The sequence below is a fragment of the Mangrovibacterium diazotrophicum genome (assembly GCF_003610535.1).
In the GTDB taxonomy this organism is placed as follows: Bacteria; Bacteroidota; Bacteroidia; order Bacteroidales; family Prolixibacteraceae; genus Mangrovibacterium; species Mangrovibacterium diazotrophicum.
The window spans coordinates 1937884-1952715 of record NZ_RAPN01000001.1; the positions used below are offsets into that span (position 1 = coordinate 1937884).

General features: G+C 46.8%; 11 protein-coding genes. 4 read left to right on the forward strand and 7 right to left on the reverse strand.

Annotated features, from left to right (window positions below):
- Positions 1 to 51: 51 nt before the first annotated feature.
- The gene (gene tamL, locus BC643_RS07450) at positions 52 to 2379 is read right to left on the reverse strand and encodes a translocation and assembly module lipoprotein TamL (RefSeq protein ID WP_170154491.1); all 2328 of its coding nucleotides are present in this window, start codon (positions 2377 to 2379) and stop codon (positions 52 to 54) included.
- A gap of 213 nt (positions 2380 to 2592) precedes the next feature.
- Between tamL and BC643_RS07455 the strand changes: the two genes are divergently transcribed.
- Complete coding sequence (locus BC643_RS07455; protein ID WP_211338006.1) at positions 2593 to 3357, forward strand: TrmH family RNA methyltransferase; 765 nt, start codon at positions 2593 to 2595, stop codon at positions 3355 to 3357.
- A gap of 70 nt (positions 3358 to 3427) precedes the next feature.
- On the opposite strand, the gene BC643_RS07460 is transcribed toward BC643_RS07455, so the two are convergent.
- The 4 genes from BC643_RS07460 to BC643_RS07475 form a co-directional block, all read right to left on the reverse strand.
- The gene (locus BC643_RS07460; RefSeq protein ID WP_120272495.1) at positions 3428 to 4984 is read right to left on the reverse strand and encodes an NAD(P)/FAD-dependent oxidoreductase; all 1557 of its coding nucleotides are present in this window, start codon (positions 4982 to 4984) and stop codon (positions 3428 to 3430) included.
- Between the two features lie 51 nt (positions 4985 to 5035).
- Positions 5036 to 5815, reverse strand: a complete 780-nt coding sequence (gene porT / locus BC643_RS07465) for a type IX secretion/gliding motility protein PorT/SprT (protein WP_170154492.1) — start codon at positions 5813 to 5815, stop codon at positions 5036 to 5038.
- 75 nt (positions 5816 to 5890) lie between these two features.
- A complete protein-coding gene (gene ubiE, locus BC643_RS07470) occupies positions 5891 to 6613 on the reverse strand; it encodes a bifunctional demethylmenaquinone methyltransferase/2-methoxy-6-polyprenyl-1,4-benzoquinol methylase UbiE (protein ID WP_120272497.1) in 723 nt (240 codons plus the stop codon).
- Entirely contained in the window at positions 6614 to 7651 is a 1038-nt protein-coding gene (locus BC643_RS07475; protein ID WP_120272498.1) for an AIR synthase-related protein, read from the reverse strand.
- A gap of 111 nt (positions 7652 to 7762) precedes the next feature.
- Between BC643_RS07475 and BC643_RS07480 the strand changes: the two genes are divergently transcribed.
- Together BC643_RS07480 and BC643_RS07485 are read left to right on the forward strand one after the other, a co-directional pair.
- Positions 7763 to 8521, forward strand: coding sequence for an SDR family NAD(P)-dependent oxidoreductase (locus BC643_RS07480; RefSeq protein ID WP_120272499.1), 759 nt, complete (start codon positions 7763 to 7765; stop codon positions 8519 to 8521).
- Between the two features lie 138 nt (positions 8522 to 8659).
- A complete protein-coding gene (locus tag BC643_RS07485) occupies positions 8660 to 9739 on the forward strand; it encodes an Ldh family oxidoreductase (RefSeq protein ID WP_120272500.1) in 1080 nt (359 codons plus the stop codon).
- A 106-nt stretch (positions 9740 to 9845) separates the two neighbouring features.
- Here the strand turns inward: BC643_RS07485 and BC643_RS07490 are convergent, their stop codons facing one another.
- On the reverse strand, positions 9846 to 10517 hold the full coding sequence (locus BC643_RS07490; protein WP_147377166.1) for a hypothetical protein: 672 nt from the start codon (positions 10515 to 10517) through the stop codon (positions 9846 to 9848).
- Positions 10518 to 10749: 232 nt separating this feature from the next.
- Between BC643_RS07490 and katG the strand changes: the two genes are divergently transcribed.
- Positions 10750 to 12999, forward strand: a complete 2250-nt coding sequence (gene katG, locus BC643_RS07495) for a catalase/peroxidase HPI (RefSeq protein WP_211338007.1) — start codon at positions 10750 to 10752, stop codon at positions 12997 to 12999.
- A 451-nt stretch (positions 13000 to 13450) separates the two neighbouring features.
- Here the strand turns inward: katG and BC643_RS07500 are convergent, their stop codons facing one another.
- A complete protein-coding gene (locus BC643_RS07500) occupies positions 13451 to 14662 on the reverse strand; it encodes a cation:proton antiporter (protein ID WP_120272502.1) in 1212 nt (403 codons plus the stop codon).
- Positions 14663 to 14832 lie beyond the last annotated feature (170 nt).

The window sequence follows — 14832 nt, forward strand, 5'->3', positions numbered from 1 at the left end:
CAATAAATGATGAATGCTCAATATCCAATAATGAGCAACAAGCAACCAGTATCAGAACGGATAGCCGATTGCGAAGTTGAAGTTAAGTTGATCGCCTGAAAGTGGATAATTTCCGAAAATGAATCGTTTTCCGGCAGGCAACGAGGGGTCGCGCATTTTCACACCGAGATCGAAGCGGAAAACGAAGTAGTTGAAATCGAAACGCAGACCGGTTCCTGTACCAATCGCGATTTGTTTGTAAAACTGATTGAACTTGAACTGAGCACCTTCCCGGTTATCCTTCGAATTGATCGCCCAGATATTTCCTGCATCCAGGAAGAAAGCTCCTTCGATAAAACCAATCAGGCGGAAACGGTATTCCAGGTTGCCCTCCAGCTTGATATCGGCAGATTGGTTCGGGTACTCATCCGAGGCTGCTTTGTATGTTCCCGGCCCCAACGTGCGTACCTGCCAGGCACGAATTCCGTTGGCACCACCGCCAAAGTACTTCTTCTCAAACGGCATCAAATCGAAGTTACCGTAAGGCAATGCAACCCCCAGAAATGCGCGACTAACGAACGAGTTTGCCTTGTCCGGTCGGTAACCAAACCGAAACTCCAGGTCAGTTTTCAAATACTGTGCATAGCGGTTTCCAAACACCCGGTAATAACTCGTCGTTTCGCCGGTCGTTTCATCCACCTCCTCGTATTTCGAACGCCCCGTTAAATGAACCAAGCCCGAAAGAATGTTACCTGCCGACTCGGCCGTCCATCTAAAATAATGGTAAGTATAGTCTTTCTCCGTATTCTGGGTATTATCCACCAAGGCATAATTGATCGCCATAATCAAGTGCGAAGTGAAACTGCTCTTGATATACAAGTCCTCAATCGAATTAATAAAATCCTCGTTAAACTCGGTCATGTCTACCAGGTTCCAATCAAAAACATTGAGGTAATTGGTACGGAAAGCCTTGCTCTTCCAGACATAGCCCGCCCGCATAGTGGTAATGGTCCGGGTGTAATCGGGACGCCGCTGGTAGTTGTAACCGGCAGAGAAAACCGTTTGCGGAACCTGGTAATTAAAAAAGCGTTTGGCATTAAACGGGCTCAAAAACTTCGGGAGCGTAATGGAAGCCTCCAAACCCAACTCGCGGGTATTGAAGTTCAATGCACTATTCGAAATAAAAGCCTCTTGCCGTTCATAAGCCGATTTCAGGGTGATGTTGAGAAGCTCGGCTCCGCGGAACAAGTTTAAATGCTGGTAGCTAAGATTACCCGCAACCCCGAGGTTTCCCGAAGAGTTGGTTCCCTCAACCTCCACCGTAAAACCCTGCCGCGGCAACGAATTCAATTGAATGTTGGCATCCAACACCCCAACCGAATCATTGCCCAATTCCGGTACCGGATCAAAACTCATATTCACCAGCTTAAACTGCTGCAATTGGTTCAACGAACGAAAAGTCCGCTCCACATTCAGCAACGAATAGTAGGTACTGTCCTTCAATCGGTTTACATTCTCCAGCAACTCCGGTTTGTATTTCAGCTTTTTGTGGTAAATAAAGGTGTACGGCGGTTCGAAAATGGTATCTGTCGGTGCATCCTCCGGATCACCGAAGGCCTTCAGCGGCGTAAATACCGTATTGTATTTATAGTTGCGCACTACAAACTTCCGAAGGTGCTGCACGCTTTCTTTGGTATCTTCCAAATCCGCATCGCTGATTTGAATCGTCAAATCAACCTGTTTGTTGTTTAGCGCCGTGTCTGCCACGTACTGAATGTGGTCGGTACTGAAACCATAATAGCCTTTGTTTTTCAGTAATGTCGCCAGCCTGGCCCGTTCGCTGTTCAACTGGTCAACATCAAAAATGTCGCCTGACTTCACCACCTGTTCGGCCGTGTCTGCTAAAATGGTCGGTTCCAGTTTCCAGTCTTCAATTTCGTAATCGTAATTTCGAACGATATAAGGATCTCCGGTCCGAATATCAAAAATGAGATGTGCTTTGCGTTTGCGCGAATGATAAATCACCGTATCGCTTACTGCAGCATCATAATATCCTTTGTTTTGCAGGTACACCTTCAGGTGTTGAAGCGAACGATCGGTTTGATAATCCTGGTAAATGACAGGGGCCTCCCCGATTCGTTTAAACCAGTCATTGTCTTTTTTCTTCGACGATAAGTTATACAAGCCCAGGTGAAATTTGAAAAACCCGAGGATTTTAAGGTTTTCGGTTTGCCGAACCTGCTTTTTCAGGTCTTCCTTGCTGACCGCTTTATTGTCAACATTAATGTCAACCTTGTTCAGCAAATAATTTCCTTCGGGCACAAACTTAGTGGAAGAACAGGCAGAAACCACAACCACCAGTAGCACCACCAGTAGTCTTTTCCTATATTTCCACGCCATCAAAGTCATAATTTCGCTGTCTTTCTGTTTTCTGTAATTAATCAATCGAACCGTCTGACTGCAAAGATTGAAAGAATTTTGAATTTAGAAGAGAAATCTCCAGAAATGCTGGAAATTTCCTTTGAGACCACCCACCAACAAAAATAAATACATCGTTTGGCTATCAAATCTTTTCAAGCTTTATATTTTTACCCTCTCAAGCAAATTCTGTTCATGCTAAGTAAAAACAAGATCAAGTTTATCCAGTCGCTGGCGCGCAAGAAGAACCGCGAGGCCGAGAAGCTGTTCCTGGTTGAAGGTGATAAAATGGTCGTCGAAGCATTGGAGTCGTCGCTTTCGGTTCGGCTGCTGGCTGCCACCGACGATTTTTTAGCCACCAATAGCCGGATCGCACGAAAAGCCGCCGAAGTTGTTGACGCCACCGCAGAGGAGATCCGCAAAGCGAGTTTGCTGCAATCGCCGCAACATGCATTGGCCGTAGTGGAGATGCCGCAAACCGGATTCGAGCAATCGATGCTTACCAGTCAACTTAGCCTGGCACTCGATTTTATCCAGGACCCTGGAAACCTGGGCACCATCATTCGCCTGGCCGACTGGTTTGGCATTGAACACCTGCTATGCTCCGAAAACACGGTCGACTGTTTCAACCCGAAAGTGATCCAGGCCAGCATGGGCGCTATTTTCCGGGTCAAAGTGCATTACCTCAACCTTCCCGAAGTGCTGAAAAAAGCACAAACTGAAAAATTACCGGTTTACGGTGCTTTCCTTGAAGGGGAAAACATTTACGAGCACAACCTAGGCAAGGCGGGCATTTTAGTCATGGGTAACGAGGGAAATGGCATCAGCCCGGAAGTGGAGCAAACCGTTACCGACAAGATCCACATCCCGTCCTTCGCCACCAACGGAACCGGTAGCGAATCGCTCAACGTGTCGATGGCCACCGGAATTTGCTTATCGGAATTTCGGAGAAGGAATTAGTATACAGTCGCAGTTTTCAGTCATTCAACTTCGATATTGTCCACAGCTGAACACTGAGACTGATCACTGATCACTTCTTAGCTCTCTCTACAAACGCTTCGGCGCAACGCTCACCATCAATGGCCGACGACGCGATCCCTCCGGCATAACCGGCACCTTCACCACAAGGATAGAGATTTTTGATGCGAATGTGTTCCAGCGTATCTTCATTTCGGGGAATACGCAAAGGCGACGACGTGCGCGACTCAACACCCACTACAACCCCCTGATCGGTATGAAAACCGTAGGCCTTTTTGTCCATTTGTACAATACCTTCGCGCAACCGCGAACTGATTCGTTTGGGCAGTTTGTCGTGCAAAGCCGATGACACCAATCCCGGCTTGTAAGATGATTCCGGCAAATCGGCCGATTTCCGTCCAGCCACAAAGTCGCTGATGCGTTGGGCAGGAGCAAACTGGGTATTGCCATTCAGCTGAAAGCACAATTTCTCAATCGACTTTTGAAACTCCAGACCGGCAAAAACACCCAAATGCTGAAATTCTCGCAAGTCTTCCGGACGTACCTCAACCACCAGGCCAGAATTAGCAAAGGGTGAGTTCCGTTTTGATGGAGACATCCCGTTGACCACCAACTCGCCGGGAGAGGTTGCTGCCGGCACAATAAATCCACCGGGGCACATACAGAAGGAGTACACGCCGCGATCATTCACCTGCTCGACAAACGAATAAGTTGCCGCCGGCAAGTACGGTCCGCGTTGCGGTTGATGATATTGAATGCTATCGATCAATTCCTGCGGATGTTCGATCCGCACACCCATGGCAAATGGTTTTGCTTCCAGGTTGACGCCATTTCGGTAAAGCATTTCGTAGATATCGCGTGCCGAGTGGCCGGTAGCCAGAATAACTGCCGCACAATCGAAGCGGGTGCCATCATTCAGCACCACCCCAGTACATTGGTCACCTTTCAATATTAAATCGGTCACCCGTGTGTTAAAATGGATTTCGCCACCACTGGCCAGAATCTGTTCACGAATCCGGGCAATTACCCCGGGCAGTTTATTGGTTCCGATGTGGGGATGGGCGTCAATCAGAATCTGCGGATCGGCTCCAAACTGAACCAAAATCTCCAGAATCTTTTCAACACTTCCCCGCTTCTTGGAGCGTGTGTAGAGTTTGCCGTCCGAGAAAGTTCCGGCACCACCTTCGCCATAGCCGTAATTCGAATCCGGATCGACCAAATGCTCGCGATGGATTTTGGCTATGTCACGTTTGCGATCGCTCACGTTCTTGCCACGTTCGAACACGACCGGCTTGTAGCCCAATTCAATTAAACGCAAGGCCGCAAACAAACCTGCAGGGCCACTGCCTACAATTCCGACCGGCGTTTTTCCGGCCACATTGCCGTAATGGTAAGTTTGATATTGAGCCTCGGGTTCCTCACCTAGGTAGACCATTACCCCAAGGTTAATCTTGATTTGTCGCTGGCGCGCATCAATAGAACGACGGCGAACGACAATCGCGGTAATCTCTTCGGGATCAACTCCCAGTTTTGTGGCTATAATCGGGCGATAATACTGCTCCTCCGAAGCTTGTTTCGGCGTCAGCGATAAATTGAAATCTTTCTTCATGAATCGTCAAAACTCTAAGCCGCAAAAATAGGGATAAAAAGGCAGAGTCAGTTATTCGAAATGGAAACTGAGGGTAAAGATATGCGAGCTGATGCTTTTGATGGACTGCGAGTAGTATTGACGTTGCTCAATGGGCGTGTCGCCAATGAGGTTATTCAAGCCAAGACTCACTTTCAATTCGGTTGAAAAACGGAAGAAACGCAGGTAACTGTCCAGCCCCACCCCGGCCTCGAGGTAAAGCCCGCCTTTTTTCAACTGCACCAAATCTTCCTCACCCGACTTCGAAATATCGAGTCGGTAAGCAAAACCACCGATGATGTAGGGGCGCTGGTTGTTCAATCGGCTCGACTTATATTTGACCATCAGCGGAAAATCAAGGTAAGTCGATTTGACGGATACAACTTCCAAATCAGTTGTTCCGGCATAGATATCGTAAACCGGCAGGTATTCGCCATTCTTGGTGAATGTCAGGCGGCGCTCGCCAAATGAAAGACCGGGAAGGAAGCGTAAATCGAAATATTCACCCAAACGCAGGTTGATTACCACCGCTACCGTCAATCCGGGAACCGTTGTAGCAATGTCGGTCCGAACGGTATCCACCATGGTCACCTGTCCGCCTTCAGGGTTGGTAAAATCTTTCTCAACAAATTCAGGGTTAGCTCCAATCGGCGACCAGCTCTCCAACCGGTAATCCTGCACATTCATACCCAAACTAAACCCGAAGTGAATTTTCTTATTGTCGAAATTTGTCAGGTTCAGCACATGAGGCTTCTGCGCGTAGCTTGCCAGGCCAATCAGAATAAACAGGTAAAGTGTTATTTGTTTTTTCAAAGGATACACGTTTGCATTCTTATTCAAAACACGAATTTTACAAAAATATTGTCCGGTGTACCTTGAAAACAAAATTTATTTCCGGCCCAGGTAAATGGTCGCAATCCCCATGGTCAGGCGCCACTGGCGGCTTTCGGAAAAGCCGACTTTAGCCAGAACTTTCAGAAATTCCTGATCGTCAGGAAATGCCATGACCGACTCGGGCAAATAGCTGTAAGCCGAAGCATCCTTGGAGATCATACCTCCAAGGCGAGGCAGAATATGAAAGAAGTAAAATTTGTACAGTTGCTTAAACGGAAAATATTTGGGCTTCGAAAATTCGAGTACAATCGCCACGCCCCCCGGACGCAAAACCCGGTAAAATTCCTGCAGGCCTTTCTCCAGGTTCTCGAAGTTACGCACACCAAAAGCAACGGTAATCGCATCGAAGGACTGATCCTCGAAAGGCATGTCTTCAGAATCGCCTTTTTTGAAGCTGATCAGGTGATCCAGTTTCAGGCGTTTCACCTTCTCGATTCCCACCTTAATCATTTGTTCCGACAAGTCGAAACCAACGATTTCCTTCGGCTGGATGCGTGAAGTTTCAATGGCAAAATCACCGGTTCCGGTCGCCACATCGAGCACTCTCGATGGATCATACCCTTTTAAAATCCGAACCGCTTTTTTCCGCCACAACTTGTCTATACCCAAACTTAAAAAATGATTCAGGAAGTCATATTTGGGAGCAATATTATCGAACATCTGCTCGACCTGCTGCTTTTTATTTTTCTCGGAACCCTGATAAGGAGAAACTGTCATCTAAGCTAGAGGATTCATTTTGTCAATAAAGCCGAATGATTCGTCATCGATTCGGATTTCACCTTTGGTTACGTGCCCCAAGGTGAAGAACGGCAATTTAGTCGTGCTCATGTAGTCAACAAAGTCATCGGCTTTGTCCTGCGGCACCCCAACGATCAATCGTCCCATCGATTCGCCAAACAGGAAGGCATCGCGTCTGATTTCAGCATCTGTTGTAATGTCGAAACCAAGCTTTGCCGGCATGCCAGCGCGTAACAATGAGAAGAACAAACCACCTTTTCCAACGGGGCTGGCCGAGCTGATCAAGCTTTTTTGAATCAGGCCGCACATCACTTCGTGCAGTTTGGCTTCGGTATCGATGTCGAAAACAGGCAAATCTGAATCAACCATCTCGTGGTAAAATTCCAGGTATTCTGATGAGTTGATATCGTCGTAGGATTGTCCGATCATAAAGATATTATTGCCTTTCGATTTAAACTGGTGAGTCAACACCTTGTCTTTGTCGTCCACACTTCCCATCATGCTGATGATGATTGTTGGCATCGCCGGGCCATGAGTCGTGTAATGGTCGAAGCGTATTTTGCGATCAGAGACTTTAATCCCAAACTTAGTCGCTGCGTTTTCCAGCCCTTTTTTCGCACCGGATGCAATGAACTGGCCGTTCGGGTCAGCAATATTAATATGGTAAAGGAATGCACTTACAGCTTGCGGCTTTGCACCAAAGCAAATCATCCGGCGGGCTGCACGGCTGATCAGAATCTCAGTGGCTGCTTTCGGGTTTGCTTCCAGGTGGTGATGAAAAGCATGCGTTGTCATCGACATCACCTGTCCGCTGTCGGTCGTAAAAATACCGGCATCGTCGGTGTCTTCATCCGCTAAACTTTCAAGCTCAACACCTTCTTCACTAAAATCGTTGAAATAATTAACCGGTGCCAAATTCGGATTCACCATTAGGTTAAAAACAATTTCATGAATATCTTTGGGCTCTTCAATCTGATCGATTGAGAATACCTCTTTATTTTCAGTAATTTCAGCCATAATAGGTTTATTTAAAGCTTGAATAATGAAAACAAAAATAGTCAAGTAGTTGATTTTTCCATAAGAATTGGGAATTTTAATTTGCTTTTGACTGTTTCAATTTGACACAATATGACAAAGAAAATCGCCTTAATAACCGGAGCAACAGCAGGAATTGGACTTGAAACAGCCCGTATTCTGGCAAAAAACAACTACAACCTGATCCTTACCGGGCGTCGTCTGGAGCGTTTGGAAGAAATCAAACAAGAACTCACGCTGGAAGGCGCTGCTGTGATCTTGCTTCATTTCGACATTCGCCAAAAGGCAGAGGTCGACAGCGCTTTGGATTCGATTCCTGGGAACTGGCGCAAAATTGACGTGCTGGTCAATAATGCAGGTTTAGCTGCCGGTTTAGCCCCAATCAACAGTGCCGACGTTGCCGACTGGGAACAGATGATCGACACCAATGTAAAGGGGCTCCTTTACGTTTCACGCACCGTTTCGAACTGGATGATTGCACAAAAGAGCGGCCACATTATCAGCATCAGCTCCATAGCCGGCAAAGAAGCCTACCCCAACGGAACCGTTTATTGCGGAACAAAACACGCTGTGTCGGCCATTAGCAAAGCAATGCGCATTGAACTGGCTCCGCACAACGTGAAAGTGAGCACGGTTTGCCCGGGAGCAGTCGAAACCGAGTTCTCGCTGGTACGTTTTAAAGGCGATGAAGAACGAGCTGCCAAAGTTTACGAAGGCTTCACGCCCCTGTTCGCGCAGGATATTGCTGAAACCATCTACTTTATTGTTTCACGTCCGGCACATGTCAATATCGACGATATCCTGGTGATGCCAACCGCCCAGTCGTCGGCTAGGGATTTTGTAAGAGAATAATTAACTGAGTATTGAGTAACGAGTCATGATTTGCGAGTAAAGAAGAAAGCGTGTCATTCTGGATTCATTTCAGGATCTGCCGGATCCTATTACTTCGTGTCTCATGTCTAATTTCTAAAAGTCTAATATCTAAATAAGATGACGATATCTGCATCATACCTGAAGGAATTTACCAAACAGGTTTTTGTAAAAATGGGTTGCCCCGAAGCTCAGGCTGAGGTGGCTGCCAACTGCTTAAATCAAGCCGACTTGCGCGGAGTCGACTCACACGGGGTTGCACGCCTGAGCGGCTATATTCGTTTGTGGGAACAAAAGCGTTTGAATGCTACCCCAAACATGAAAATCGTACATGAAACACCATCAACCGCTGTGTTGGACGGTGATTTGGGTTTGGGTTTAGTTACCGCCCCCGAAGCCATGCGCATTGCCATGGAAAAAGCAAAAACAGCCGGTAGTGGCTGGGTAGCCGTGAAAAACTCGAACCACTTTGGTATTGCCGGCTTTCACGCCATGATGGCTTTGGAAGAAGACATGATCGGCTTCGCACTAACCAATGCGAGCCCATTGGTGTCGCCAACATTTTCGCGAAGCCGCTACCTGGGAACAAACCCCATCGCCGTAGCCATTCCTGCTGCCACCGAACCACCATTGGTGATTGACATGGCAACAACAACAGTTGCCAATGGCAAACTGGAAGTATTGCAACGTAAAGGCGAAGAAATGCCCATTGGCTGGGCCCAGGACAAAGACGGGAATCCAACAACAGATCCGACGATTTTAAAACAAGGCGGCTCCATGTTGCCTCTTGGCGGCGACCGCCAGCACGGAGGTCATAAGGGTTATTGTTTGGGTGCTTGGGTTGATATCTTCTCGGCGGTGTTATCGGGTGCCAACTACGGCCCTTGGGTACCGCCATTTGTTGCCTTCCTCGATCCTCCGGCAAACCCGGTTGGCGACGGAATTGGCCACTTTGTTGGTGCATGGCGCGTTGACGCCTTCCGCCCGGCCGACGAATTCAAAGCACACATGGACAACTGGATTAAAACCTTCCGGAGCGCTGAAGTTTCCGATGGACAAGAGCGTGTTCTTGTGCCCGGTGATCCTGAACGCGAGATGACTGAAGAACGTTTGAAAAACGGTGTTCCGGTGCAACAGGCTGTGATTGACGACCTCAAATCACTCGCTGAAAAGTTCGGACTGAATTTCGAGCCGAAATAAAAGAGCCAACAATAAAACACAAAAGGCTGAGATTGAATTCTCAGCCTTTCTCATATCCCTAATTAATTTGCTCCCGAATTTTCCCTACCATTCGGAAAGTGTACTTTTACCTCCGTTTGGTTTGTTTACAATCGACATAATCCTTGACGATTTGAGTCAATTCATCATCATTGAATCCCACCCGAGCTAATTTTAAACACACCTCATCACAATCCTGAAAGGCATAGTTTAGTATTCGAAGGTATTCATTTTTAACACCATGAAAAGTTTTGACATTCGTAAAAGACTGATTGGCCGAAACAAAAAACTCTTGTTCTTTCTTTTTAACTGCGACTGAATTTGTCAGTAAAAAACTCGCTGTATCAGTCTGAAGCATATAGGCATAAACGTAGCGCTTGATTCCGTCAAGTTCCTGCGGCGGCAACGACAATTTATACAATGACAGTTCTCCGTCAAACAATAATTTCCAGAAGCCGTCATACTCTTTACTAAAACCGCCAATAACTTTTTCATTTGTGAATGACCTATAGCTCAAATCCTTCGATCCAAGATAAAACCCTTCAAGATCAGCCGCGGTGTAACGACTTTCGATCGATGGATCTTGATTGCTGTAAAATCGAATGCCTTTGCACATGTCAATCTCGCTTCTCTTTTTCAAAACACCGTAAATGGTGTCTCCGTCGATTGTTATAACATAGGACTCCGAATCCTTTTTAGTCTGACAAAATCCACTCAGCGTAAGCAGCAATAAAGCTGCAATCAAACAACTTTTAATCATACTTCTATTAAATGTTTTATTGTTTTCTCCCTCCATGACGAACAGTATAATCGCAAAATTAAAAACTGAACTTAACGAAAGAAGGAATTTGATCAATTTAATCAGATTGACACCCTAATTCATAAGATTTCGGAATAGACTTAAGTTATACTCAATCAAAAATTTCAATAGGCACAAGCGGAAATATTGTCGTAACTTAGATGGAAACCTGTAAAATAAAAATTAATAAAGCATGGAAAACAAGACAAATCCTCACACATCTGCCTACGACATGAATAGTGAAAGCAAATGCCCGGTTACAGGAGCTCACGGAAAACACACCGCAGGTGGCGGAACTTCGAACCGCGACTGGTGGCCTAACCAATTGAATTTAAATATTCTTCGCCAAAACTCATCCCTATCAAACCCGATGGGCGAAGATTTCAATTACGCTGAAGAATTTAAAAGCCTCGACTTAGCGGCTGTAAAAAAAGACCTGGAGAAACTGATGACAGACTCTAAGGAATGGTGGCCGGCCGATTTTGGGCATTATGGACCTTTCTTCATCCGCATGGCCTGGCACAGTGCCGGAACCTACCGTACCGGTGATGGCCGAGGTGGTGCCGGAGCCGGACAACAGCGTTTTGCTCCGCTGAACAGCTGGCCCGACAACGTCAGCCTCGACAAGGCCAGACGGTTGATTTGGCCGATCAAACAAAAATATGGCAAGAAAATATCCTGGGCCGACCTAATCATCTTGACTGGGAACGTCGCACTGGAATCGATGGGCTTTAAAACCTTTGGTTTTGGCGGTGGCCGCGAGGATGTTTGGGAACCTGAAGTTGACGTTTACTGGGGAGCCGAAAAAGAATGGCTGGCAACCAGCGAAAAACCGGATAGCCGCTATTCGGGCGACCGCGACCTGGAGAACCCATTGGCTGCCGTACAAATGGGCTTGATTTACGTGAACCCGGAAGGGCCCGACGGCAATCCCGACCCGATTGCTGCTGCAAAAGATATTCGTGAGACATTTGCCCGCATGGCGATGAACGACGAAGAAACCGTTGCATTAATTGCCGGTGGTCACACTTTCGGAAAAACACACGGTGCCGGCGACGCTGCCCTTGTTGGGCCGGAGCCGGAAGCTGCCCCAATGGAAGAACAAGGACTGGGCTGGAGAAGCAGTTTCGGTTCAGGAAAAGGAGGCGACACCATTACCAGTGGGCTGGAAGTTACCTGGACTAAAACACCGACCAAATGGAGCAACAACTTCTTTGAAAACCTCTTTGACTACGAATGGGAATTAACCAAAAGCCCGGCCGGAGCACACCAGTGGAAACCAAGAGGACAAGCAGGCGCAGGAAGCGTTCCTCATGCCCACGATCCAGAAAAACGGATTGCACCGTCGATGCTGACCACCGACCTTTCACTCCGGTTTGATCCAATCTACGAAAAGATATCACGCCGTTTCTACGAAAACCCGGATGAGTTTGCCGACGCCTTTGCCCGCGCCTGGTTCAAATTGACTCACCGTGACATGGGACCACGCGTCCGCTACCTCGGCCCGGAAGTTCCTACAGAAGATTTGTTGTGGCAAGACCCGATTCCGGAAGTCACCCATCAGCTTGTTGACAAAAAAGATATCGCCGACCTAAAAGCCAAAGTATTGGCTTCAGGCTTATCGGTTTCGCAACTGGTATCAACAGCCTGGGCGTCGGCTTCAACTTTCCGTGGGTCCGACAAACGAGGTGGTGCCAACGGTGCACGCATTCGTTTAGCACCGCAAAAAGACTGGGAAGTCAATAACCCTGCTGAACTGAGTAAAATACTCGGAATCCTCGAAGGTATCCAAGCGGATTTCAACAAAGCCCAAACCGGTGACAAAATGATTTCGCTTGCCGATATGATTGTTTTAGCCGGATGTGCTGGCGTTGAGCAGGCTGCTAAAAACGCTGGATTCGATATCACTGTACCTTTTGCTCCGGGACGTGCGGACACCACCCAGGAACTGACCGATGTGGAAGCATTTGATGTTCTGGAGCCCGAAGCTGACGGATTCCGGAATTACCTGAAACGGAAGTTCTCAATTCCGGCAGAGAAACTATTGATCGACCGGGCTCAATTGCTGACGTTGACAGCTCCGGAAATGACCGTTTTGATCGGAGGTATGCGTGTTCTGGGCACCAATTTTGGTGGAACAAAACACGGTGTTTTCACCGATAGCGTCGGATCATTAACCAACGATTTCTTTGTCAACCTGCTTAATATGGACACTGTTTGGAAGCCCACAAGTGACGATAGAGATCTGTTTGAAGGCTGCGACCGCAAAACCGGAGAGTTGAAATATACGGCATCCCGTATTGACCTGGTTTTCGGGTCGAACTCGGAATTGCGGGCACTCGCAGAAGTATATGGCTGCACGGATTCTCTTGGAAAATTCGTCTGCGATTTTGTGGCCGCCTGGGACAAAGTGATGAACCTTGACCGATTCGATCTGAAATAGTCAGATTATCATCAAAGGCTTTTAGGAATACGACCAATAAGGAAGGTAGCTTGGCAACGGGCTGCCTTTCTTCATGTATGGACAAGATCCAAATCCCAAAAAAAGAATTACGAGCTAAAAAAAGGACAAGAAAAAAGCCGGTAGAATTACCGGCTTGGAATGCTTGTGCGCTTAAGAGTGGAATGAAAGAGAAAAATAAAACTGGTTTAACTATACGTGGTATATTCTAAAAGCATAACAAAGTTAAGCCACAGGCACCATTCAAATCAAGAGCATTTTGCCACCATTGTATGAATAGCCCTTTTTGCTGTTCAAACAGACTGCTTCACCAGTTTAAACGATATTTTCAGCGATTAAGCCAAATAGAAATTTGATCCAAAACAGTAAAAATGCCAGACAATACCGGCATTTCACCATTTCCGGAAGTCTTCAATACAAACCGGTATGTTACTCATTCAATCTCACCAGCCTTTTTCAAAGAATAGCGGGAGGCGATCGGGCCAATAATTTCGTGAATCAACGCTGCACCAATTACAATTCCCATAATCATCGAGGCTGTATCCTTGAATCCGTCTTGTTTGGTCAGTAAAAGCGCCAAACCAATAACAATACCTCCTTGTGGTAAAAGCCCGCCACCGGTATACTTCTTTACGTTTGGACTAAGGTTGAAAAAGAGACCTCCGGTATAAATTCCGCCAAATTTACCAATTGCCCGGGCAACAATGTAAATGACAATCAGCAGAAAACTGCCTGTGATTGACGATAGTTGCAAATGCAAGCCCGACAAGGTAAAGAAGACTACGAAAATCAGCTCGTCAGTGTATCGTTCAATCAACTTAAATATTTTATCTGCAATCGGATTGAGATTAGCGACCACAGCCCCCAGAGCCATCGTGGAAAGCAGAGACTCGAACCCTAAATACTCGGAGATACCGTAACTCAGCGATACCAAACCAAAGGTCAGCACAATCAGTGTCCCCTCGGGTTGTTTGGTGAATATCTTAACAACGAAGTTGAATAGCAATCCGATGAGGGTCCCGATAAGCAGCGCACCTCCAATTCCTTTTCCAAGCTCCTGCATAACGTCGCCAAACTCAAGACTATTCTTCCCCAAAAAGAAAGTTGCAAAAGAAGTGACCAGCGTGTAAATGACGATTCCAACCAAGTCGTCGAATGCGGCGATCTCCAACATGGTTGAACTGACTTCACCTTTGGCCTGGTACTCGTGAATAACTGCCAGCGTAGCCGAAGGATCGGTTGGTGCAGCCAATGATGCCAACACAAGGCTTACCGCCAAGGCAATGTATACCGATTCGAAACGCGGGATTATAAATTGAAGCGCCAGAAATATGAAGATGAATGTACTGGCAAACGCGAAAAGCGACTCCAGCAAAGTAAGTGAGAACACGGTTTTACCCGTCGCTTTCAACTTCTGAGCAGACAATGAACCGCCAATCGAAAAAGTTATAAACGACAGGGAAATCGAAAGCAACGGATCAGTGTGATCCACAAAATCGCTCGACATGATCCCCGACAGATCCGGATTAAGAAGAATTCCGGCCAAAATATAACCTGATATTTTGGGCAGCTTCACCTTTCCTGCGAGTTCACCCAAAATATAACCCGTAAAGATGAGTACTCCTACGCTCAACACAACATTCATGACAATGGTAATTTATTGGATTTGGCTTTCTGCATTCGAAAGCGGTTAGTCAGTTTGTTGGACAGCTAAAGTTACCAAGGAACAATGGAAATCGAAAGCACGGAAAGCTTTTATTTCCCTTCCGACTTTGAGAGAACTACTCAAAAACATTTGTACAAATCCGAAGTATT